At 64.8% G+C, this 23,786-nt stretch carries 19 protein-coding genes; 14 read left to right on the top strand and 5 right to left on the bottom strand.

Going from position 1 to position 23,786, the window contains the following annotated elements:
- Positions 1-114: 114 nt before the first annotated feature.
- The 7 genes from XH85_RS43135 (at position 115) to XH85_RS43170 (ending at position 7,139) form a co-directional block, all read left to right on the top strand.
- Entirely contained in the window at positions 115-1,665 is a 1,551-nt protein-coding gene (locus XH85_RS43135) for an ABC transporter substrate-binding protein (RefSeq protein WP_128936792.1), read from the top strand.
- Between the two features lie 246 nt (positions 1,666-1,911).
- Positions 1,912-2,883: an ABC transporter permease gene (locus XH85_RS43145; protein ID WP_128937625.1), complete on the top strand. Its 972-nt coding sequence runs from the start codon at positions 1,912-1,914 to the stop codon at positions 2,881-2,883.
- Positions 2,880-3,719 (top strand): ABC transporter permease, encoded by an 840-nt coding sequence (locus tag XH85_RS43150; protein WP_128936793.1) that lies wholly within the window; start codon positions 2,880-2,882, stop codon positions 3,717-3,719. The genes XH85_RS43145 and XH85_RS43150 overlap by 4 nt, the downstream gene beginning before the upstream one ends.
- A 2-nt stretch (positions 3,720-3,721) precedes the next feature.
- Positions 3,722-5,341, top strand: coding sequence for an ABC transporter ATP-binding protein (locus XH85_RS43155; protein WP_164939782.1), 1,620 nt, complete (start codon positions 3,722-3,724; stop codon positions 5,339-5,341).
- A gap of 307 nt (positions 5,342-5,648) precedes the next feature.
- The gene (locus XH85_RS43160) at positions 5,649-5,870 is read left to right on the top strand and encodes a hypothetical protein (RefSeq protein ID WP_128936795.1); all 222 of its coding nucleotides are present in this window, start codon (positions 5,649-5,651) and stop codon (positions 5,868-5,870) included.
- Entirely contained in the window at positions 5,867-6,076 is a 210-nt protein-coding gene (locus tag XH85_RS43165) for a hypothetical protein (protein WP_091885309.1), read from the top strand. Before XH85_RS43160 ends, XH85_RS43165 begins: the two co-directional genes overlap by 4 nt.
- 124 nt (positions 6,077-6,200) lie before the next feature.
- Positions 6,201-7,139, top strand: a complete 939-nt coding sequence (locus XH85_RS43170) for an AEC family transporter (protein ID WP_128936796.1) — start codon at positions 6,201-6,203, stop codon at positions 7,137-7,139.
- An 11-nt stretch (positions 7,140-7,150) separates the two neighbouring features.
- On the opposite strand, the gene XH85_RS43175 is transcribed toward XH85_RS43170, so the two are convergent.
- Complete coding sequence (locus tag XH85_RS43175) at positions 7,151-7,435, bottom strand: hypothetical protein (RefSeq protein WP_128936797.1); 285 nt, start codon at positions 7,433-7,435, stop codon at positions 7,151-7,153.
- Positions 7,436-7,624: 189 nt separating this feature from the next.
- Here XH85_RS43175 and XH85_RS43180 point away from each other — a divergent pair, with 189 nt between their 5' ends.
- The 4 genes from XH85_RS43180 to XH85_RS43195 all read left to right on the top strand — a co-directional run bounded on the left by XH85_RS43180 (position 7,625) and on the right by XH85_RS43195 (position 12,551).
- Positions 7,625-7,945, top strand: a complete 321-nt coding sequence (locus tag XH85_RS43180) for a helix-turn-helix domain-containing protein (protein ID WP_128936798.1) — start codon at positions 7,625-7,627, stop codon at positions 7,943-7,945.
- Positions 7,946-8,170: 225 nt separating this feature from the next.
- Positions 8,171-8,896, top strand: a complete 726-nt coding sequence (locus XH85_RS43185) for an outer membrane protein (RefSeq protein WP_128936799.1) — start codon at positions 8,171-8,173, stop codon at positions 8,894-8,896.
- A gap of 163 nt (positions 8,897-9,059) precedes the next feature.
- A complete protein-coding gene (locus tag XH85_RS43190; RefSeq protein WP_128936800.1) occupies positions 9,060-11,201 on the top strand; it encodes a methyl-accepting chemotaxis protein in 2,142 nt (713 codons plus the stop codon).
- Positions 11,202-11,489: 288 nt separating this feature from the next.
- Positions 11,490-12,551: an MBL fold metallo-hydrolase gene (locus XH85_RS43195; protein WP_128936801.1), complete on the top strand. Its 1,062-nt coding sequence runs from the start codon at positions 11,490-11,492 to the stop codon at positions 12,549-12,551.
- 168 nt (positions 12,552-12,719) lie between these two features.
- On the opposite strand, the gene aroQ is transcribed toward XH85_RS43195, so the two are convergent.
- Complete coding sequence (aroQ, locus tag XH85_RS43200; protein ID WP_128936802.1) at positions 12,720-13,151, bottom strand: type II 3-dehydroquinate dehydratase; 432 nt, start codon at positions 13,149-13,151, stop codon at positions 12,720-12,722.
- Positions 13,152-13,488: 337 nt separating this feature from the next.
- Between aroQ and hemA the strand changes: the two genes are divergently transcribed.
- Both hemA and XH85_RS43210 read left to right on the top strand, forming a co-directional pair.
- A complete protein-coding gene (gene hemA / locus XH85_RS43205) occupies positions 13,489-14,718 on the top strand; it encodes a 5-aminolevulinate synthase (protein ID WP_128936803.1) in 1,230 nt (409 codons plus the stop codon).
- A gap of 315 nt (positions 14,719-15,033) precedes the next feature.
- Entirely contained in the window at positions 15,034-18,543 is a 3,510-nt protein-coding gene (locus XH85_RS43210) for a PAS domain-containing hybrid sensor histidine kinase/response regulator (protein ID WP_128936804.1), read from the top strand.
- Between the two features lie 36 nt (positions 18,544-18,579).
- Here XH85_RS43210 and XH85_RS43215 read toward each other — a convergent pair whose 3' ends face one another.
- The 3 genes from XH85_RS43215 to XH85_RS43225 all read right to left on the bottom strand — a co-directional run bounded on the left by XH85_RS43215 (position 18,580) and on the right by XH85_RS43225 (position 20,697).
- Entirely contained in the window at positions 18,580-19,143 is a 564-nt protein-coding gene (locus tag XH85_RS43215) for a cytochrome P460 family protein (protein WP_128936805.1), read from the bottom strand.
- A 72-nt stretch (positions 19,144-19,215) separates the two neighbouring features.
- The gene (locus XH85_RS43220; protein WP_128936806.1) at positions 19,216-20,244 is read right to left on the bottom strand and encodes an alpha/beta fold hydrolase; all 1,029 of its coding nucleotides are present in this window, start codon (positions 20,242-20,244) and stop codon (positions 19,216-19,218) included.
- 33 nt (positions 20,245-20,277) lie between these two features.
- Positions 20,278-20,697, bottom strand: coding sequence for an organic hydroperoxide resistance protein (locus tag XH85_RS43225; RefSeq protein WP_128936807.1), 420 nt, complete (start codon positions 20,695-20,697; stop codon positions 20,278-20,280).
- 199 nt (positions 20,698-20,896) lie between these two features.
- On the opposite strand from XH85_RS43225, the gene XH85_RS43230 reads away from it, so the two are divergent.
- Entirely contained in the window at positions 20,897-23,737 is a 2,841-nt protein-coding gene (locus XH85_RS43230) for an ATP-binding protein (RefSeq protein WP_128936808.1), read from the top strand.
- Positions 23,738-23,786 lie beyond the last annotated feature (49 nt).

Below are 23,786 nucleotides of genomic sequence, written 5' to 3' on the forward strand. Positions count from 1 at the left end.
ACGAGACTATGTGAGCCTCGATATTGGATGGGGACTGGGATGGGCCGGCCGTCGCTTTGCGCGCGAGGACGTTGCGAAGCGTTTACGGCTGGTCTCGGTTGAGAAAGATACGACATGCCAAAACGAGTGTTGCTTGGTCTCCTCCTGGCTTGCGGCCTCACGGCCCCGGCACTGGCGCAAGAGCCGAAAACGGGGGGTGTGATCAATGCCGTGATCCAGCCCGAGCCACCCGGCCTGATGCTCGCGATGGTCCAGAACGGCCCGACCCAGATGGTGTCGGGCAACATCTTCGAGGGGCTGCTGCGCTACAGCCCCAAGCTCGAACCCCAGCCGCAGCTCGCCGAGAGCTGGAGCGTCAGCGAAGACGCCAAGACCTACACTTTCAAGCTCAGGAAGGGCGTGACCTGGCATGACGGCAAGCCCTTCACCGCCGCGGACGTGCTGTTCTCGGTCGAGATGCTGAAGCAGACACACGCGCGCGCCCGCAACAACCTCGCCCAGGTTGACAAGGTCGAGGCTCCCGACGACTACACGGTGGTGTTCACGCTGAAGCAGCCGTTCGGCCCGTTCCTCGGCATCTTCGAGGTTGGCTCGATGCCGATGGTGCCGAAGCATCTCTATGAAGGCACCGACTTCAAGACCAATCCCTACAACAACGCGCCTGTGGGCACCGGCCCCTTCATGTTCAAGGAGTGGCAGAAGGGCTCGTTCATCCGCCTGGTCAAGAATCCGAACTATTACGAGAAGGGCAAACCCTACATCGACGAGATCTACTGGCAGATCATTCCCGACGCCGCCGCCCGCTCGGTGGCGTATGAGACCGGCAAGGTCGACGTGCTGCCCGGCGGCTCGGTCGAGAATTTCGATGTGCCGCGCCTGTCCAAGCTGAAGGACACTTGCGTCACCGGCGCCGGCTGGGAGTTCTTCTCGCCGCTGGCCTGGCTGTGGCTCAACAACCGCCAGGGTCCGCTCGCGGACAAGCGGGTGCGGCAGGCGGTCATGTATGCGATCGACCGCGACTTCGCCAAGGATGTGATCTGGAACGGGCTCGGCAAGGTCGCGACCGGCCCGTCCGCCTCGACCATCAAATATTACACCGACGACGTGAAGAAATATCCGTACGATCCGGCCAAGGCCAAGGCACTGCTGAAGGAAGCCGGCTACAAGGGCGAGAAGATCCGCCTGTTGCCGCTCGCCTATGGCGAAACCTGGCAGCGCTGGGGTGAAGCGGTGAAGCAGAACCTCCAGGACGTCGGCATCAACATCGAGACGATCGCCACCGACGTTGCCGGCGGTAACCAGAAGATCGGCGACTGGGACTACGACATCGCCTTCACCTATCTCTACCAGTACGGCGATCCCGCGCTCGGGGTGGGACGCAATTACGTCTCCAGCGCCATCGCCAAGGGCCAGGTCTTCAACAATGTCGAAGGCTATTCCAACCCGGAGATCGACAAGCTGTTCGCCGATGGCGCCGTCGCGACCCCTGACACCAAGCGCAAGGAGATCTACGAGAAGGCGCAGAAGATCCTGGTCGAGGACGTGCCGGTGGCCTGGATGCTCGAGCTGCAATTCCCGACCATCATGCGCTGCAAGGTCAAGAACCTGATCACCACGGGGATCGGGGTCAATGACGGCTTCAAGGACGCATGGCTCGACAAATAGTTACAATTCGCGTCTGATCTTCCTGCCATGGCTCTCGCCACATGACCTCCGATCGAGCCGCAAACTCGCTGAACCTCCCCCGCTTGCGGGGGAGGTCGACGCGCTCGCAGAGCGCGGCGGGAGAGGGCTTTCTCCTCTTGGCGTCCTCTCTGCGGAAATATCCTCTCCCCTGCCCTCTCCCGCAAGCGGGAGAGGGAGCGCACCGTGATTCTGGCTGCGTTCAACCTGATCCGATCGCCTTCTAAGATGCTCTCCTTCGTCGCTCAGCGTATCCTGAAGGGCGTGATCGTCCTGCTCGCGATCGTTGTCCTCAATTTCTTCCTGATCCGGCTTGCGCCTGGCGACCCCGCGGTCGTGATGGCGGGCGAAGCCGGGGCCAGTGACCAGGTCTTCGTCAAGCAGCTCCGGGAAAAGTTCGGCCTCGACAAGCCGCTGCCCGAGCAGCTCTTCATCTACGTCAAGGGCGTCGTGACACTCGACCTCGGCTTCTCCTTCCGCCAGCAGGCGCCGGTCGCAAAGCTGATTGGCGAACGACTGCCGGCGACACTGCTGCTGACACTGACGGCATTTGCGATCTCGCTCATGCTCGGCATTCTCTTCGGCACCTTCGCCGCGCGCTTTGCCGGAACCTTCCTCGACACGGCCATCACGGTGTTCGCGCTGATCTTCTACGCCATGCCGATCTTCTGGGTGGCGCTGATGGGGATCCTGCTGTTCTCGGTCACCATGGATTGGCTGCCGAGCTTCGGCTACGAGACGGTCGGCGCCAATCTCACCGGCCTTGCCCACGCCGTCGACGTCGCAACACACCTGATCATGCCGGCGATGACGCTCGGGCTGTTCTTCATGGCGACCTACACCCGCATGACGCGCGCCTCGATGCTCGAGGTGAAGCGGCTCGACTTCGTCAAGACTGCGCGTGCCAAGGGCCTGTCCGATGCCGTGATCCAGCGCCGCCACGTGCTGCGCAATGCGCTGCTCCCCGTCGTGACGCTCGCCGGCGTGCATTCCGGCACGCTGATCGGCGGCGCCGTCATCACCGAGACCGTGTTCGCCTGGCCTGGCATCGGTCGGCTGATGTACGACGCGCTGCTCCAGCGCGACTACAACCTGCTGCTCGGCGTCTTCGTGATCTGCTCCGCCATGGTGCTGATCTTCAACCTCATTACCGACCTGGTCTACCGCATGGTCGATCCGCGCATCGAATTCGCCTCATGAAACAGTTCTGGAAATCGATGCTGAAGAGCCCGAGCGGCGTCATCGGGCTCGTCATCCTGCTGCTTGCGATCTCGGTCGCGGTGTTTGGACCGATGCTATTCCCGAACTCGCCCTGGCGCATGGTGCAGCGGCCGTTCCTGCCGCCCTTCACGCTGTCGACCGTGCCGCTCGGCACCGACGCGCTCGGCCGCGACGTGTTCGCCGGCATGATCTTTGGCGCACGCGTCTCGCTGCTTGTGGGCCTGGTCTCCACGCTGGTCGCGCTGCTCGTCGGCGTGCCGATCGGCGCCATGGCCGGCTATTTCGGCGGCAAGGTCGACGACGCCCTGATGCGCTTCACCGAATTTTTTCAGACCATTCCGAGCTTCGCGCTCGCGATCGTGCTGGTCGCGATCCTGCAGCCCTCGATCTATTCGATCGTGGCATCGATCGCGGTGGTGAGCTGGCCGCCGGTCGCCCGCCTCGTGCGCGGCGAGGTGCTGTCGCTGCGCACGCGCGAATATGTCCAGGCCGCGGTGGTCACGGGACAGAGCAACACCTGGATCATCCTGCGCGAGATCCTGCCGAACGCGCTGTCGCCGGTGATCGTGCTGGCTTCGCTGATGGTGGCGACCGCGATCCTGCTGGAATCCTCGCTGTCATTCCTTGGCCTTGGCGATCCCAATCTGATCTCCTGGGGCTACATGGTCGGCGCCGGCCGCACCGTGATCCGCCAAGCCTGGTGGATCACCGTGTTTCCCGGCGTCGCCATCCTGATCTCGGTGCTCGGCCTCAATTTGATCGGCGAAGGCCTCAACGACGCGCTCAATCCACGCCTGTCGCGGGAGGGACGCTGACGATGACCGCACCGCCCGCCGTCTCCATCAAGAACCTGAGGATCGCGCTGCCCAAGGGCGCCGAGCGTCCGTTCGCCGTCGATGGCGTGTCGCTCGATTTGCAGCCCGGCAAGATCGTCTGCGTCGTCGGCGAATCCGGCTCCGGCAAGTCGATGTGCGCGCATGCGCTGATGGGCCTGTTGCCGGACACGGTGTCGATCGCCTCCGGCGAAATCCAGTTCGAAGGCCGCGACCTGCTCAGGCTGGACGACGACGGCTGGCGCGATCTGCGCGGCCGCAGGCTCGCGATGATCTTCCAGGAGCCGATGACCGCGCTCAATCCGTTGATGCGGATCGGCGACCAGATGGCCGAGATGTTCGAGGCGCACGGCCTGCTCACACCCAAGGAACGGCGCGCGAGAGCGCTCGCATTGGCGCGCGAGGTCGGCTTGCCCGACCCCGAACGCATCGTGCGCGCCTATCCGCACCAGCTCTCCGGCGGCCAGCGCCAGCGCGCCATGATCGCGATGGCGCTCGCGCTCGAGCCCGCCGTGCTGGTCGCGGACGAGCCGACCACCGCGCTCGACGTCACCACGCAGGCGCAGATCCTGAAACTGATCCGCAACCTCCAGCGCAATCGCAACATGGCGGTGATGTTCATCACCCATGATTTCGGCGTGGTCGCCGACATCGCCGACCAGGTCGTCGTGCTCAGGCACGGCAAGGTCGTCGAGGAAGGCCCCGCCGCTGCCGTCTTCAGCGAGCCGCAGCATGACTACACCAAGGCGCTGCTCGCCGCCGTGCCATCGATGGACCCGCCGGTGCGCGCACCTCTCGACGATCAGGCCCGGGCTGTTGAGGTGATCGGGCTGGACAAGACTTATGTCACCTCGGGCGGCTGGTTTCGCCAGGACCGCCGCGTCGATGCCGCGCGCGAGGTCAATTTCAACATCCTCAAGGGCGAGACGCTCGGTCTCGTCGGCGAATCCGGCTCCGGCAAATCGTCTGTCGCGCGGCTCGTGATGCGGCTGATCGAGGCCGACCGCGGCACGGTGCGAATCGGCGAGACCGACCTCACGTCTCTGACGGGCAAGACGCTGCGCGCCGAGCGCCATCGCATCCAGATGATCTTTCAGGACCCGTTCGCCTCGCTCAATCCGCGCCGCAAGATCGGCCACATCATTGCCGACGGCCCGATCGCGGCCGGCACTGATCCGAAGGTCGCATTCGACCGGGCCCGCGATCTCCTGAAGATGGTGGGCCTCGACGCCGGCGCGATCGAGCGCTACCCGCATGAATTCTCCGGCGGCCAGCGCCAGCGCATCGGCATTGCGCGCGCGCTCGCACTCGAGCCCGAGATCATCGTCGCCGACGAAGCCGTCTCCGCGCTCGACGTCTCCGTGCAGGCGCAGGTGCTGAAGCTGCTCGAAGACCTCAAGGCGCGCCTCGGCCTCTCGATGCTGTTCATCACTCACGATCTGCGCGTCGCCGCCCAGATCTGCGACCGCATCGCCGTGATGCAGCGCGGCGCCATCGTCGAGCTCAAGCCAACCGCGCAGCTGTTCGCCGCGCCCGAGCACGCCTATGCGCGTGAACTGCTGGCGGCGGTGCCGGGGCGGAAGGAGCGCGCGCCGGCAGCGTGAGCGGCGGTCGCCCAGTTCTTCGAACTACAAGATTGTTCCAAAAAACTTGCACGCGACACGGGCGAAACATATTCGCTCGATCAGCATTTGCTTTGCGAGACTGCCTTGCCGGTGACGGCAAGAGTAAGCTGTCACCGGCATTCGCTCGCGCGCTAGTTGCAGCCGCGCGATAGGAAGCGGTGAACAGCCCAAGAACCTGGCAAAGAACACCCGACGTTGGGACGCCGGCGCGGTCACGAGCTTTTTATTCCGTCGTGAACGGGCACGCCATTTCAAAGTCGAGGGCGACGTCATAGATGCCGATTGGATGATCGTCATCATCTCATGGCCTACTTGCCCACTGATATTCGGAGCCAACATGGGCGAAGTTATTCGATTTGTCTCGAGATCTGAGCGCGAGCGCATGCGCCTCATTCAGGAGGCACGCGCAATCTACGACAGCATCTTCCCGCCATCCGATCCGGCCAGCGACGGGCAGGATGGAGACAACGGCCGCACGATCGGCGGCGATAGGAGTAAGCTCTCGTGATCAAGATCATCGCCGTGCTTTGCAGCCTCGCCACTCCGAGCAATTGTCACGAGCAGATCGTGACCACTTCCGATTTTGCTGAGGTCTCGGTGCAGTCCTGCCTGATGGGCGCGCCGCAGCTCGCCGACTGGATGAATCAGCATCCGGCTGAGCGCCTGGCGGCATGGCGTTGCGTGATCGGGAAGCAGGGCGGCAGGGGAATCTAGCGAGGAAGATTATCGTCCTTTGCGATTTGAACGATCACTCGGGACGGCTCGATCAAATCACACAGTGACGACAATCCATCGCCGGGCTAACCTCGTCGCCGTTTGGCCATGAGGGGGAAGTCGGATGGAGGTCGCCAGCCTCGTTCTTCCCGTATTCGCAATCATCGTCACCGGCTGGCTCGCCGGCGAGCTCGGCTATCTCTCCCGCTCGCTTGCCGATGCCCTGGTGCACTTTGCCTACAACGTGGCGATGCCGGCGCTGCTGATCGTCACGATCGCGCAGGAGCCCGCGCGCAATCTGCTGGAATGGCGGTTCCTGCTCGCATTCGGCGGCGGCTCGCTGATCTGCTTCGCGCTGGTGTTCCTGGCGGTTCGCGCGGGTGGCAAACACGATCTGGCCAGCAGTACCATCCATGGGATGGCGGCGGCGATGACCAACACCGGGTTCGTCGCGCTGCCGATCCTGCACGCAATTTACGGCCAGCCCGCCGTCCTGCCCGCCGCGGTGGCGACAGTGTTCGTGGCCGCCGTGATGTTTCCGATCACGGTCATCCTGCTGGAAGGACGCGACCCGCACAGGTCCGCGCATCCCACGGGACTGGCAAAGCAGATCCTGCCCAATCCGATGGTGCTGTCGACGCTCATCGGGCTGATGTGGGCGATCACGGGCTTGCCGATTCCGGCGCCGGTCGCGACCTATCTGAACATGATCGCTGCCGCGCTCACGCCCTGCGCGCTGTTTGCCATCGGACTTGGTTTGTCCGTCGAGGGCCTGCGATCCAACCTGAAGGCATCGTTTGCGCTCGCTGCAGTGAAGCTGGTGGTGATGCCTCTGATCGTCTACGGGCTCTGTGTGCTCTTGGGCCTCGATCCTCTCTACACGGTCGCGGCGATCGTCTGCGCGGCCGTGCCGACGGCGAAAACCGTGTACGTCCTCGCGCACGAGCACAAGGTCGAGGAGAAGCTGGTTGCGGCCACGGTGTCGATCACGACGATGCTGTCGGTCGCAACGTTGCTGGTCGCGCTCTATCTGCTCTCCGGCCTCGCGACCGGCAAACGCTGATCGGCATCGGTCTATCTGGTGGTGTTGCTCCACGTCGGCACCGAATTGGTCACGCCGACCGACGGCCAATTGTACGATCCGATCGACGGCGCCGTGACGGTGCCGACCGTCTGTCCGGATGACCCATAGGACGCCCTCGGCTGCGCTGCCGGCGCTCCGGCACCGCCATAGGTCGGCGCCACCACACCGGTGCTGTAATGCCGGCTCGATCGGACCTTCTTTGCTTCAGCCGCGAAAGGCGCGGCAAGCAGTCCGGTCGTGACGAGCGCGGCTATGGCGAATTTGATGCTTGTCATGACTGTTCCTTTCGCCCCGTACGCGCCCCGGTATGCCAACTGTTCATTCATCGGAAAATTTCCATAGGTTCTCCGTTCATAACTCCGTGCGCACTTGAAGGTGCCGCAGCGCGTGCGCCCGCCGCCTTCGGATGGACCCGAATCAGCGTTAGTTCATTGCTTTCATTGACTTCCCTGGACGCAAGCAGCATGACCGGCGCCGAACTGAAGCAACTCCGCAACGACCTCTCCGACGCGCTCGAGCGCAAGCTCACCGCGGCCGACATGGCCAGGCTGTGCGGATTGCCGGAGAAGGGCGGCGCCGACACCATCCGGCGCTGGGAAGTCAGCGGTCCGACACCATCGGCGACCAAGGTGCTGCGCGTGCTCGCGATGGCGAGCGAGCGCTATCCGATCCTTGAGAAGTTCGACATCTTCGATCGTCACGACGTGCGCGAGGAAGACCGGCCGGCAAAGCGCGCAGCCTTCCGCGCGCAGATGCGCGACGAGGCGCTGCGGCGTCTTGGTTAACAAGAGGCGCGCGCAAGTTACCTGCGAGGCGCGAAGTTAAGCCTTCCTTCAGCATTTCTTAAGCCGGCATTAAGTACGAAAATCATTTGCAGCCCAATAAGTTAGGTTGGGCGCCGCTGTGCCACGCATGTGACAGCATTTTCGTCAAAAGCAAGCTATCTGCAAAACCAACGACGGCGCGGAATGCGCGCCTGCCGGGGACCTTACGTGTTGGAGTTCAAGACGATGAAGAAGATTTTGTTTGCGACCGTTGCGCTGCTCGTGATGGGCATGGCCGCGCCGGCCGTCGGTGCCGATCTCGGCAATCGCAACTATTACAAGGCGCCCGCGCCTGCCTATGTCGCGCCGATCTACAACTGGACCGGCTTCTACATCGGTGGCCATGTCGGCGGCGCGTTCTCCAGCGACAACAATTTCAACGGCCTCTCCACCGGCAACAATGGCAACGGCCGTTTCCTCGGCGGCGTGCAGGTCGGTGCGGACTGGCAGCTCAACCCGAACTTCGTGGTCGGCGTCGAGGGCCAGTATTCCTGGCTTTCCGGCAGCGTCGGCGCGGTATTCCCGGGCGGCATCGCCTACACCAACGACCAGCGCGGGCTCGGCTCGATCACCGGCCGTGTCGGCTATACCTGGGGTCCGGGCCTCCTCTACGTGAAGGGCGGCTATGCCTATTCGGACAACAACGAGAAGGTGACGGTCGGCGGCGTGCCGACCGGCTTCGTCATCGATGGCGATCACCGCAACGGCTATACCGTCGGCGCCGGCCTCGAATACATGTTCGCACCGAACTGGTCGGCCAAGGCCGAGTACCAGTACTACAACTTCGGCGACGCGCACTTCACCGCTGGCCCGCTGGTCGGCACCGGCAACTTCACCACCGACGATCACACCTTCAAGGCGGGCGTCAACTATCGCTTCAACTGGGCCAGCCCGGCCGTCGCGCGCTACTAAGCGGTTAGCAAAACCTTATCATCACGAAGGGCCGGCGATGTTGCCGGCCCTTCTTTTTTCGCTCTGCGGAACGCACGCAACCGATTGCACAAATTGCGATTTTTTAACCGGCGTGCCCGATACTCCCGGCCACAAAACAGAAGCAAGGCGTGGGGGAATTTCGATGGCGATCCGTCTCAGTCTCGGCCGGTTCAGGCCGCGTTTCAAACTGCCGAAATGGGGCGTGCGCGGCAGCCTGTTCGCGGCCTTCGCAGTGATCGCCGGCATGGGCCTCGTGATCTCGGCCGGCGCCGGCCTGGTGCTGCAGAATCTCGGTGGGCGCATGACCGAACTGAGCGGGCGGGACATTCCGCGCCTTGCTGCGAGCCTGCAATTGTCGGCATTGAGCGCGAGCCTTGCGGCACAGGGACCTGCCCTGCTTGCGGCCCAAACCGAAGACGCCCTAAACGAGCGCACCAAGAAGCTGAAGGAATTGCAGGAGCAGACACAGCAGAAACTCAACGAGATCATCGAGCTCGGCGCTGACAAGACGGTCGTCTCCGGACTTAGCGAGACCATCAAGAGCATCAACGAGGCGGCCCAGAGTCTGGCCAAGGCCGCCCGCGAGCGGCTGGATATCGCCGCCCTCCATGACAAGCAATATGACGCCCTGCGCAGCGCGCAGAGCGCGTTCGTCGGCGCGGCCAGTCCGGCCATGCTGAACGCCCAGACCCAGGTCAACGCCATTCTGGGGTCGGCCAACCTCTCCGCCGAAGATGCCACCGAAGCCGCGCAGACCGTCGGGCAGCTCGGCAACGTCGTTGCCAGTGGCAATCTCGCAGCCGCCGACATGAGCGCGGCGCTGTCGGCGAACACGGCCGACAAGCTCGACGACATCCAGAAGGAATTCAAGACGGCGCAGGGACGCCTGCGGTCCAACCTCGATTTGTTGCCGAACAATCAGGGCACCAAGATGCTGCGCGAGACGGCGGAAAAGCTGCTCGCGCTCGGCACCGGCAAGACCGGCGTATTCAATTTGCGTGAGAAGGAGCTCGACTCCGTCGACTACGGCCAGACCATCCTGGACGAGACGCGCAAGCTCAATGTCGGCCTCGGCATCAGCGTGCAGCAGCTCGTCGACGGCGTGCAGAAGGAGACCAACGCATCGACCTTCCAGGCCCGCCAGGACATCTCGCTCGCGACCATCGCGATGCTGGCTTTGGGCGCTATGATGCTTGTCGGTTCGGCGCTGTTCGTCTGGCTCTATGTCGGCCGCAACATTCTGCGCCGCATCAGCGGCCTGCAGCGCGCCATGCAGCTGCTGTCAGCCGGCGATCTCGACACCGAGATCGCACGCGCGAAGCACAATGACGAGATCGGTGCGATGACCGACACGCTTCACGTGTTCCGCGACAGCATGATCGAAGCCCGGGCGCTCGCCAGCGAGCAGGACAAGGATCGTGTCGCGAAAGCCGAGCGTGCGGCGCGCATGGAAGCGAAGATCGCCGAGTTCGAAAGCACGGTGCGTTCCGCGCTCGACAATCTCGCGCAGTCGGCCAATTCGATGCAATCGACCGCGCAGAGCATGTCGAATACCGCGGACCAGTCCAACGCGCTGGTGAACGCGGTCGCCTCCGCCGCGGAGGAAACCTCGGTCAACGTGCAGACCGTCTCGGCCGGCACCGAGCAGCTGTCATCCTCGATCGCCGAGATTAGCCGCCAGGTGGTCACCTCTGCGGAAATCGCCAAGAAGGCGGTCGACGAGGCCGGCGCCACCGACACGACCGTGCAGAGCCTCGCCGACAGCGCGAGCCGCATCAGCGTCGTCGTCGATTTGATCCAGACCATCGCCTCGCAGACCAACCTGCTCGCCCTCAACGCCACCATCGAGGCGGCACGCGCGGGCGAGGCCGGCCGCGGTTTCGCAGTGGTCGCCTCCGAGGTGAAGAGTCTCGCGAGCCAGACCGCCAGGGCGACCGAGGAGATCCGCACCCAGATCGCCAGCATGCAGGAGATCACGACCTCGGCAGTCGGCGCCATCCAGGGCATCGGCCGGATCATCGGCGAGATCAACGACGTCACCACGACGATTGCGGCGGCCGTCGAGCAACAGGGCGCCGCCACCCGCGAGATCGCCCGCAACATCCAGCACGCTGCCGGCGGCACCAGCGAGGTCTCCAGCAACATCGTCGGCGTTTCCACGGCATCCGCCGAGGCCGGCGCTGCGGCGAGCGAAGTGCTGGGCGCCTCCGACGCACTGCGCCGCGAGGCCGACATGCTGCGCGGGGAGATCGACGCGTTCCTCAACAACATGCGGGCGGCGTAAGACGCCGGCCACATCGGGGCTGCACTCCCTCTCCCGCTTGCGGGAGAGGGTTGGGGTGAGGGTGCCTCCGCAATGGGACAGTTCGCAACGCACTGGGAATGTCCCGCGAGGAGAGAGCCCCCACCCGGCGCTTCGCGCCGACCTCCCCCGCAAGCGGGAGAGGTAACCGAGCTCGGGGCGCGACTGTCCCACATCACGGAAAAACACGCCGGTATGACGGCCATGCGGCGGCCGCCAGGCATCCTTTTTCGGCTGGCGCCCCGCGCGCGGCGGGGTTAAGCCGGTAGCATGAACTCGAAAACCGACATCGCGCAGTCCTCGGCCGAGGCTCTGCGTTACCCCTGGGAACAGCATCCCGGCCCCGAAGAAGTGGTCGAGGTGCGGCCCGGTGTGCTGTGGGCGCGGCTGAAGCTGCCGTTTCGCCTCAACCACGTGAATATCTACCTGCTCGCCGATGGCGACGGCTATGCGATGATCGATGCCGGTTTCGGCAACGAGGAGACGGTCGAGGCCTGGACAAAACTGTTCGACGGGCCGCTGAAGGGCGTCAACATCACGCGCCTGATCGTCACCCACTCGCACCCCGATCATGTAGGTCTCGCCGGGTGGATCGTCGAACGGTTCAACTGCCCGCTGGTGATGTCGCAGGTCGAATATCTGCAATCGGTCTATCACCAGAACCGCGGCACCGAGGAGCGGCGCGAGGCGCAGCGGCTGTTCTTCCGCCGCCATGGCATGGACGAATCGCTCACCGAAAAACTGCTCGGCCGCGGCCAGGATTATCTCAAGCGCGTCTCGGTGCTGCCGCCGTCCTACCGCCGCATCTCCCACGGCGACGACGTCGTGATCGGTTCGCGCCGCTTCAAGGTGATCACCGGCGGCGGCCACGCGCTCGACCAGGTGATGCTGTATTGCGCCGACGACAAGCTGTTTCTCTCCGCCGACCAGGTGCTGAGCAAGATCTCGCCGAATGTCAGCGTCTGGGCGGTCGAGCCCGACCAGAACTCGCTCGGCGAATATCTGGCCTCGCTTGCCAGCCTCACCACGACGCTTCCCTATGACGTGCTGGTGTTGCCTGGCCACGGCGTGCCGTTCTACGGGCTCAAGACCCGCATCAAGCAGCTCGCCGATCACCACGAGGAGCGCTGCCGCCTGATCGCGGAGGCCTGCCGCGAGATACCGCAGACTTCGCGCGCCTTGGTGCCGGTCGTGTTCAACAAGCATGTGCTGGACGAGCACCAGATGGGCTTTGCCGCCGGCGAACTGGTCGCCCATGTCAACTACATGATCGTCGAGGGCCGGCTGACGGCCGAGACGCAGGACGGCGTGTTGCGGTTCAGGACGACGTGAGTTTTTCGCCTCCCCCGCCTGCGGGGAGAGGCCGACACGCGAAGCGTGGCGGGTGAGGGGGAGTCTCCGCGAGTCCGACTCTCACCGTGATTGCGGAGCGGCCCCTCACCCCAACCCTCTCCCCATAAGAACGGGGCGAGGGAGCAGACCGTCGCCGCAGCAACAAACTCACTTCATATTCGCGATCGCCTGCAGCGCCGCGATATAGCCGTATGGGCCCAACCCGCAGATCACGCCGGTCGCCACGAAGGAGATCCTCGAGTGGCGGTGATATTCATCGCGGGCGTGGATGTTGGAGATGTGGACTTCCAGCACCGGGCCTTCGAATATCTTGATCGCGTCCATGATCGCCACCGAGGTGAAGGAAAAGCCGGCGGGATTGATAATGATAGCCTCGGCATCCTGCCGCGCCGATTGAATCCAATCGACGAGCACGCCCTCATGGTTGGACTGGTGAAAGGTCAACTTGAGCCCGAGCTCTGCGGCGGCTGCCTCGCAGCTCGCGTTGATCTGCGCCAGCGTCGTCGTGCCGTAGATGTGCGGCTCGCGCACGCCGAGCAGGTTCAGGTTGGGACCGTTGAGGATCATCACACGTTTCATCGGGGCGTCCTTTCGCATGAGCTGTCGGCACGACCGACCCGCGCCCTGCCTCGGGACGAGGCTATGGGCGTCGGCGCGACCGACTCTTCAATCATGGACGGAGCGCGCGTCATGGACAAAATGTCCATGGCAGCCCCTGCCCTCCCCCGGTGCCGGTCCCGGCCGGCGGGCCTGTGCTAGGCGGTTGATCCAAATCAACAATCGCCGCCGGACCGGCGTTATCAATTGGCACGCTCGCCTTGCCGCAAATGTGCGCAGGCGCATGGACATCGGAGCTGGAAAAGCTCTAAAAATTGGACGGCCGCCTTGGGCCAGGTTTCCGCTGCAGGTTTTGCCGATGGATTACAACGAGTTCTTCAGTTCCGCCCTCGCCCGTCTCCACACCGAGCGGCGCTACCGCGTGTTCGCCGATCTCGAGCGCACGGCCGGCCGGTTCCCGCACGCGGTCTGGCACTCGCCCAAGGGCAAGCGCGACGTCGTGATCTGGTGCTCCAACGATTATCTCGGCATGGGCCAGCACCCGAAGGTGGTCGGCGCCATGGTCGAGACCGCAACCCGCGTCGGCACCGGTGCCGGCGGCACCCGCAACATCGCCGGCACGCATCATCCGCTGGTGCAGCTCGAGGCCGAGCTCGCCGATCTCCACGCCAAGGAAGCCGCGCTGCTGTTCACCTCGGGCTATGTCTCGAACCAGACCGGCATCCCGACCATCGCAAAGCTCATTCCGAACTGCCTCATTCTGTCGGACGAGCTCAACCACAATTCGATGATCGAGGGCATCCGCCATTCCGGCTGCGAGCGGGTCGTGTTCCGCCACAACGATCTGGCGCATCTCGAGGAGCTGTTGAAGGCGGCCGACCCGAATCGGCCGAAGCTGATTGTCTGCGAGAGCCTCTATTCCATGGACGGCGACGTCGCCCCGCTCGCCAAGATCTGCGATCTCGCCGAGAAATACGGCGCGATGACCTATGTCGACGAGGTCCACGCGGTCGGCATGTACGGCCCGCGCGGCGGCGGCATCGCCGAGCGTGACGGCGTCATGCATCGCATCGACGTTCTGGAAGGCACCCTGGCGAAAGCCTTCGGCTGCCTCGGCGGCTACATCGCCGCCAACGGCCAGATCATCGACGCCGTGCGCTCCTATGCGCCGGGCTTCATTTTCACCACCGCGCTGCCGCCGGCGATCTGCTCGGCCGCAACCGCCGCGATCAAGCATCTGAAGACCTCGAACTGGGAGCGTGAGCGCCACCAGGACCGCGCCGCCCGCGTCAAGGCGATCCTCAATGCCGCCGGCCTGCCGGTGATGTCGAGCGACACCCATATCGTGCCGCTGTTCGTCGGCGATCCCGAGAAGTGCAAGCAGGCCTCCGACCTGCTGCTCGAGCAGCACGGCATCTATATCCAGCCGATCAACTATCCGACCGTCGCCAAGGGCTCCGAACGGCTGCGCATCACGCCCTCGCCCTATCACGATGACGGCCTGATCGATCAGCTGGCCGAGGCTCTGCTGCAAGTGTGGGATCGTCTCGGCCTGCCGCTGCGCCAGAAGTCACTGGCGGCGGAGTAGGCGCTCCTTTCACCTCCCCTGGAGGGGGAGCGCACATTGAGCGCAGCGAAATGTGAGACGGGGTGGGGTGACGGTCTCTCCACCTCGAACGCTGCCCGTGTGGAAAGATCACCCCACCCCGCTCGCGCTGCGCGCGATCGACCCTCCCCCTCCAGGGGAGGGTGAGGGCCGGCCGCTGGCGCTAAGGCTTAACGACAACCCCCAGTTCCCGGCCCCACCGGGCATTTCGCTGTCGCTTGCGACCTTTCAACGCGCTAGATTTGCAGGGAAAATGAGATCGGGCGCTGCCAGCGCCCAGGGAGAAGCGCGCTCGCCATGCTGCACGACTGGGGCGTGATCGCCGCCGCCTTCGGCTACATCGGCTTTCTGTTCCTGGTGGCGAGCCACGGCGACCGCCGTTCGCCGGCCGGGCCTGGCCGCGCCTCCGGGCTGATCTACCCGCTGTCGCTGGCGATCTACTGCACCTCCTGGACCTTCTTCGGCTCGGTCGGCTTCGCCACCCGCACCTCGACCGACTTCCTGGCGATCTATCTCGGTCCGATCCTGATGATTGGGCTCGGCGCCGGTGTGCTCCGGCGCGTGATCCAGCTCGCCAAAGCCCACAACATCACCTCGATCGCCGATTTCATCGGCGCGCGCTACGGCAAGAGCCAGGCGGTGGCGGCCACCGTGGCGCTGATCGCCATCATCGGCTCGGTGCCCTATATCGCACTCCAGCTCAAGGCGGTGGCCTCCTCGCTCGGCACGATCCTGAGCGAAGACCAGGCCTTCTCCCACATCCCGATCCTCGGCGACATGGCACTGATGGTGACGCTGGCGATGGCGGCGTTCGCGGTGCTGTTCGGCACCCGCCATACCGACGCCACCGAGCACCAGCACGGCCTGATGCTGGCGGTTGCGACCGAGTCCATCGTCAAGCTGGTCGCCTTCCTCGCCGCCGGCATCTTCGTCACCTTCTGGATGTTCTCGCCGCAGGAGCTGATCGAGCGCGCTATGAAGACGCCGGAGGCGGTGCGCGCCATCAACTACTCGCCGTCGATCGGTAACTTCCTGACCATGACGCTGCTGTCGCTGTGCGCGATCATGATGCTGCCGCGCCAGTTCCACGTCAGCGTCGTGGAAAATTCGTCCGACGCCGAGGTCGGCCGCGCGCGCTGGCTGTTCCCGCTCTATCTCGTCGCCATCAATCTGTTCGTGATCCCGATCGCGCTGGCCGGCCTCGTCAGCTTCCCGTTCGGCACCGCCGACCCCGATATGTACGTGCTGGCCCTGCCGATCGAGGGCGGCGCGAATCTGCTCAGCGTCGCCGTCTTCGTCGGCGGACTGTCGGCGGCGACCGCCATGGTGATCGTCGAATGCGTCGCGCTCTCCATCATGGTCTCGAACGACCTCGTGGTGCCCTTGGTGCTGCAACGACGGCCGGAGGGGCGCACCGGCGGCGCCGATTTCAGCGATTTCCTGCTGCGCTCGCGGCGGCTTGCGATCTTTGCCATCATGGTGATGGCCTATTTCTACTATCGCGCGCTCGGCAACACCCAGCTCGCAGCGATCGGCCTGTTGTCGTTTGCCGCCATCGCCCAGCTTGCACCAAGCTTCTTCGGCGGGCTGCTGTGGCGGCGGGCGACGGCGCGCGGCGCGATCGGCGGGATGCTGGTCGGCTTCGTGGTGTGGCTCTACACGCTGTTCATTCCGAGCTTCATGGATACCTCGACGACGGGCATCCTGCTGCTCCAGCACGGACCGTTCGGAATCGAGGCGCTGCGGCCACAGGCGCTGTTCGGCGCCGATCTGCCGCCGCTGATGCACGGCGTCATCTGGTCGCTGTCGCTCAACATTCTCACCTACGTACTCCTCTCGCTGGCGCGCCGACCGTCTTCGATCGAGCTGGTGCAGGCCGACCTGTTTGTCCCCAACACGCTCGCGCCGATCTCCCCGAGCTTCCGCCGCTGGCGCACCACCGTCACCGTGCAGGACATCCAGACCACGGTGGCGCAATATCTCGGGCCCGACCGCGCCCGCCATTCGTTCGAGGCCTTCTCGGCGCGGCGCAATGTCCGGCTGGAGTCCGGGGCGCCCGCCGATTTCGAGCTGTTGCAGCACGCCGAGCACCTGATCGCGTCCTCGATCGGAGCCGCATCCTCGCGCCTCGTGATGTCGCTGCTCCTGCGCAAGCGGACGGTCTCGGCGAAGGCCGCGCTAAAGCTGCTCGACGATTCCCATGCGGCGCTGCACTTCAACCGCGAGATCCTCCAGACCGCGCTCAACCATGTCCGCCAGGGCATCGCAGTGTTCGATGCCGATCTGCAACTGATCTGCTCCAACCGGCAGTTCGGCGATCTGCTCAACGTCCCCCCGCATTTCATCCAGTTCGGTACGCCCTTGCGTGAAATCCTGGAATTCATGGGCGTGAGCGATCCGCCCGAGCCGGGCGACCGCGAGGCGATGATCGAACAGCGGCTTGTCGCCTACACCACCGACAGCGAGCCCTATCTCGAACGCCTGCCGGAGCGCCACATGGTGATCGAGGTGCTCACCAATCGCATGCCCGGCGGCGGTTTCGTCATCACCTTCACCGACGTCACGCCCACCTTCGAGGCGGCAGAAGCGCTGGAGCGTGCCAATGCGACGCTGGAAAAGCGCGTCCGCGACCGCACCGAGGAATTGACGCGGCTGAACTCGGAGCTGGCGCTGGCCAAGAGCGCGGCGGAGGATGCCAGCATCTCCAAGACGCGCTTCCTCGCTGCCGCCAGCCACGACATTCTGCAGCCGTTGAATGCGGCGCGGCTCTACATCACCAGCCTTGTCGAGCGCCAGCACAATGGCGAGGAGACCCGGCTGGTCGAGAACATCGACGAGTCGCTCCAGGCCATCGAGGAAATCCTCGGTGCGCTGCTCGACATCTCCAGGCTCGATGCCGGCGCGATGACGACCTCGATCTCGAGCTTCAAGATGGCCGATTTGATGCGCTCGCTGGAGATCGAGTTCGCGCCGATCGCGCGCGCCAAGGGCCTTGAGCTCGCCTTCGTGCCCTGCTCGCTGCCTGTCGAGTCGGACCGGCTCCTGCTGCGGCGCCTGCTCCAGAACCTGATCTCCAACGCAATCAAGTATACCCCGCGCGGCCGCGTGCTGGTCGGCTGCCGCCGCCGCGGCGCCTCGCTCAAGATCTGCGTCTACGACACCGGCGTCGGCATCCCGTCGGTCAAGCGCGCCGAGATCTTCAAGGAATTCCACCGCCTGGAGCAGGGCGCTCGAATCGCACGTGGCCTCGGGCTGGGGCTCTCGATCGTCGAGCGGCTGGCACGCGTGCTCAAGCACGGCATCGCCATCGACGGCAATGCAAGCGGCGGCTCGGTATTCTCCGTAACCGTGCCGACGGCGAAGGCGATCACCCACACCGCGGCCGTGACCAGCGCGACGCCGCTGGCGCGCACGCCGATCTCGGGCGCGCTGATCGTCTGCATCGAGAACGATGCGGCGATCCTCGACGGCATGCGCACGCTGTTGAAGGCCTGGGACGCCGAGGTGATCGCGGTCGCCGACCCCGAGGGCGCGATCGCCGCGATCGAGGCCGCCGGACGACGCGTCACCGGCCTGCTCGTCGACTATCATCTCGACCGCGGCAACGGCATCGCCGCCATCCGCGACATCCGCCGCCGCTTCGGCGACGGCATTCCCGCCATCCTGATCACCGCCGATCGCAGTCCCGCCGTGCAAATAGCTGCGCGCGACGAGAAGATCGCCGTGCTCAACAAGCCGGTGAAGCCAGCCTCGCTCCGCGCCCTGCTCGGCCAGTGGCGCACGCAGCAGATGGTGGCGGCGGAGTGAAGCAGCCTGACTGGTGAAGGCCAGCGGGTCCTCTTGCTAGGGTGCCAGCCGCGTGAAGACGTAATCGCGTCCTTCGGCGCGCGCTTCATGGCAGGCGAAGCAGGTGCGATGCTGGGCCGCGTCGACCGGCTTGCCGTCGATGAAACGGCCAAACCCCCAGCCGCCGGTGGCGGCGTATTTTTTGGAGTTCTTGACCATCACCTGGACCGTGGTGGCAGCGCCGGGAATCGTCGCGGACGCAAACTCGGGGGACTGTTTGCGCTTCCAGGCGCGCTTGACCAGAATGGTGCCGTCTGGGAACGGAAGCTTTCCGGCCTGATAGGCGTCGATTGCGGTCTGGTTGCCGACCACGGCGCGAAGTTCGTCGAGCGGCGCCGCCTCTTCGGCCGGCGCGATCAGTTCCCACTGTTTGTAGCCCGGCGGGATCGTGACGCCGAAGATCGGCGAGGCGTCCGCCGCGCTGCGTTCCACCGGCCCTTCCGCGGAGGCAATCGTGACGAGATACGGCACGCAGGTCAGGAGAATGACGAGGAGAACCATCGCCAGCACGATCATCGTGGCGTAGGGAGATTTCTTCTTTTCAGGTTCGGTTGGTGTCATGACGTTTCATCAAGCTGGGTTCGACGGGCGATCCTCGGTCCAGCCCGGCTGGACCGAGATGCTGACAGATGCTCAGGCGCCATCGGCGTCGATGACGGCCTTGGCAAAGGCTTGCGGTGCTTCCTGCGGCAAATTGTGGCCGATGCCGCCGGCGATCAGGCGAAACTCGTATCGGCCTGAGAATTTCTTGGCATAGGCGCTCGGGTCGGGATGCGGCGCGCCGTTGGCGTCGCCTTCCATCGTGATCGTCGGCACGTCGATGATGGGAGCTGCCGCGAGCTTCTTTTCGAGATGCTCGTATTTGGCCTCGCCCTGGGCAAGCCCGAGCCGCCAGCGGTAATTGTGGATCGTGATCGCGACATGATCCTTGTTGTCGAGCGCCGCCGCGCTTCGATCGAAGGTGGCGTCGTCGAACTTCCACTGCGGCGAGGCGAGCTTCCAGATCAGCCTGGCGAAATCGTGCGTGTACTTCTCGTATCCGGCGCGGCCGCGCTCGGTCGCGAAATAAAACTGATACCACCATTGCAGCTCGGCCTGCGGCGGCAATGGTGCATTGCCTGCGGCCTGGCTGGCGATCAGATAGCCGCTGACCGATACCAGCGCGCGGCAGCGGTCCGGCCACAGCGCGGCGATGATGTCCGCGGTGCGCGCGCCCCAGTCGAAGCCAGCGACAACGGCCTTCTTGATATCGAGCTTGTCCATCAGCGCGATGATGTCCGCGGCCATCGCAGCTGGCTCGCCGTTGCGCGGCGTCTCGCTGGAGAGGAAATGCGTCGTGCCATAGCCGCGCAGATAAGGAATGATCACGCGATAACCGGCCTTTGCCAGGATCGGCGCGACATCGACGAAGGCGTGAATGTCGTAGGGCCAGCCGTGCAGCAGGATCGCTACGGGACCGTTCGAGGGACCCGCCTCCGCATAGCCGACGCTGAGAACGCCGGCATCGATCTGCTTGATCGTGCCGAAGGACGCATTCGATGCGGAGGATCGCGGCGCTTCCGTCTCGGCGCGGGCGAGGTCGATCACGCCGAGACCAATGGCAACGGTTCCCGCAGCGACGCCAAAGAACTTGCGGCGATGCTGGTCGATGATCTGCTTCATGGTGGTGCTCCCTTTGGGGTAGATGATGGTGCGTCAGATCAGCGCGACCGTGACGTCGATGTTGCCGCGGACGGCCTTGGAATAGGGGCAGGTTTGATGCGCTTCATCGACGATGCCGCGCGCGATCTCGCGATCGAGACCCGGCAGACTGACATTGAGGCGCGCCCTCAGCGAGTACGCGCCCTCGTCGAGCACGAGATCGATCTCCGCATCGATCGCGCACTTCCTGGGAATATCCATCTTGCGCTTGCGCGCGGCGATCTCCATCGCGCCTTCGAAACAGGCCGACCAGCCGGCCGCGAACAATTGCTCGGGATTGGTGCCGATGCCTGCACGGCCCGGCGGCGACAGCTTGACGTCGAGGCGACCGTCGGAACTGCGCGATATGCCGTCGTGTCGACCGCCGCTGGTGTGTGTCTTGGCCGTGTAAAGCAATTTTGCCGCTTGCGTCATGAAGCTCTCCTTGCCGTCGCGCAACTGACTAGCAGCGGCTGCCGCAGGACACCCGTTTGGAGTTGTGAGAAGTTGTGAGGCCTCAGTTCGCGCGCCTCACAAAGGCCTGCATCCACGGTCTGATGCCGATGCAGGGAGACGCCTTGCCCGATCACAACCATCTGCTATCGGGGCCCCCGGAAAGGATCAGGATTTCGCCATGACTGAACCGGCCGGGTCTGCGGTGCGAGCCCTATCGTTCGGGCCATTCACCGTGACGCCGCATGAACGGCTGGTGACGCGCGACGGCGTCGCGCTGCCGCTCGGCGCGAAAGCCTTCGACATGCTGATCGCGCTGATGTCGCGGCCGAACCAGGTCGTCAGCAAGTGGGATTTGATGGCGCTGGTGTGGCCCGGCCTGACCGTTGAAGAAGCCAGTTTGCGTTTTCACATCGCAGCTCTTCGTAAGGCGCTCGGCGACGGCAAGGACGGCGCACGCTACATCACCACGCTGTCCGGCCGCGGTTATTGCTTCGTGGCGCCGATCTCGCAGGCCGCTATCCCGGCAGAGCGGCGCCCGGCGCCGCAGGGTGGCCTGTCGCCGGTGAAGCTGCCGAACCGGCTGCAACGGATGGTCGGACGCGACGATGCGATCGCCGCCGTCTCGGACAAACTCATCGCCTCGCGCTTCGTCACGATCGCCGGCCCCGGCGGCGTCGGCAAGACTGCCGTGGCGATCGCGATCGCGCACGACCTGCTCGAGACCTTCGCCGATGCCGCTCACTTCGTCGATCTTGCCGCGCTCAGCGATCCCGATCTCGTGATCACCTCGATCCTGCTGATGCTGGGCTTGCCGGCGCAGACCGACGATCCCTTGCCCGCACTGCTCGCGCATCTCCACGACAAGAGGATGCTGCTGATCCTCGACAATTGCGAGCACGTCATCACTGCCGTGGCGCCGCTGGCTGCGGAGATCTTCCACGCCGCGCCGCATGTCCATATCCTGGCCACGAGCCGCGAAGCCCTGCGCGTCGAGGGCGAGCAGGTCTATCGATTGGCGCCGCTCGCCGTTCCGCCGGACGGCTCCGGGCTCACGGTCGCTGCCGCGCGGACCTATCCCGCCCTGCAACTGTTCCTCGAACGTGCCACCGCCAGCGGCGCGCAGATCGCGCTCGACGATGCCAATGCCGCGATCATCGCAAGGATCTGCCGCAAGCTCGACGGCATGGCCCTGGCGATCGAGCTCGCCGCCGGACGGGTCGAAGCCTATGGCCTGGAGCAGACGGCAACGCTGCTCGACGAACGCCTCAATCTGCTCTGGCAGGGCCAGCGCACCGCGCCGCCGCGACAGAAGACGTTGCAGGCGACCCTGGACTGGAGCTACGAGCTCCTGTCCGACACCGAGCGCCTGGTGCTGCGCCGGCTTGCGGTGTTCGCCGGGCACTTCACCATCGACGCCGCACTCGAGGTCGTGCCGGACGAACGCGTCGATCGCTCCCACCTGTTCGACGCCATCGACAGCCTCGTCGCCAAGTCCATGGTCGCGCCGCGACCGATCGGCGCCATGATGCGCTACCGCCTGCTCGACACCACGCGCGCCTATTTGCTCGAGATCGAGCCGAACGACGCGGCACTCGCCGCACGTCATGCCACCTACTACCGGCAATGGCTGGAGCAGGCCGGCTCGACATGGGCCATGGTGCCGAGCGCCGACGAACGGGCGATCCACTTCTCCGCACTTCACAACGTGCGCGCCGCGCTGGACTGGTGCTTCGGCACGAACGGCAACGCCAGTATCGGCATTGCGCTCGTCGCTGCGGCGGCACCGATCTTCCTCGCCATGTCGCTCCTGATCGAATGCCGGCGTTGGTCGGAACGGGCGCTGCTTGCGATCGATCCCTCCTCGCGCGGCAGCACTGAGGAAATGCACATCCAGGCTGCCCTCGGCCTCACCTTGATGTTCACGCGGGGCGGCAGCGAAGCGGCGCGCGCCGCCCTGAGCCGGGGCCTTGCGATCGCCGAGGCGCGTGGCGACGAGATCAACCGGCTCCAGCTGCTCGGCCGCATGCATATCTTCCACGAGCGGATGGGAGAGTTCGACGCCGCGCTCGGTTACGCCCGGCAGAGCCTTGCCGTCGCCGAGGCGCTCGGCGATGCGGCCTCGATCGCACTCGCCCATTCGCTTCTGGGCGTCTCGCTGCATCTGGCCGGCGAGCATCGCGATGCGCTGACGATGCTGGAGGCCGCCTGGCAGGGGCCGGGCACGGAACGGATCAGCACGGTCTACGGCTTCGATCATCGCAACCGGGCCGGCATTTCGCTCGCACGAGAGCTTTGGCTGCAGGGCCGGCCCGCGCAGGCGCAGCGGCTGGCGCGGCAGACGGTCACCGAAGCCGCGCAGATGGATCATCCGATCACGCTCTGCATCGCGCTGATCTGGGCGGTCTCGATCGACCTCTGGAACGGAGACCTCGACGGCGCGGAAGCGAACATCGACCGCTTCATCGCACACGCCGAATCGCGCTCGATGGGCCCGTACCTCGCGGTCGGCCGAGGCGTCAAAGGCGAGCTGGCAATCCGGCGGGGAAACGCCGCCGCCGGCGTCGAGACGATCAGGGCTTGTCTGCGCGAGCTCCACGACGCCGGCTACGAGCTGCTCACCACGACCTTCAACGTCGCGATGGTTCAGGGCTTGTTGGCACTCGGACAGATCGAGCAGAGTGCGCGCCTGGTCGATGATGCGATCCGCCTCGTCGAGCAAAGCGGCGATCACCTCTACATGCCGGAGCTCTTGCGGATGAAAGGCAGAGTTCTGTTGTCGCTACCGCAGCCGAAGTCTGAGCAAGCAGAGGTCTATTTGATGCAATCCCTGGATTTGAGTCGCCGCAAAGGCGCAAAAGCCTGGGAGCTGCGGGCCGCGATCGATCTTGCCGGGCTATTTGCCGAACGCGGGCAGCGCGAGGAGGCGAAGCGATCACTTCGATCGGCCCTTGATAGCTTTGTCGAGCGCTCGGACTCGGCGGACATCCGCGCCGCCAGCACGCTTCTACGAACATTATGACGATAATGGCACTGCCAATGCGCCGTATCCGGCTCGTTATCCTGAGGCG

The sequence above is a fragment of the Bradyrhizobium zhanjiangense genome (assembly GCF_004114935.1).
In the GTDB taxonomy this organism is placed as follows: Bacteria; Pseudomonadota; Alphaproteobacteria; order Rhizobiales; family Xanthobacteraceae; genus Bradyrhizobium; species Bradyrhizobium zhanjiangense.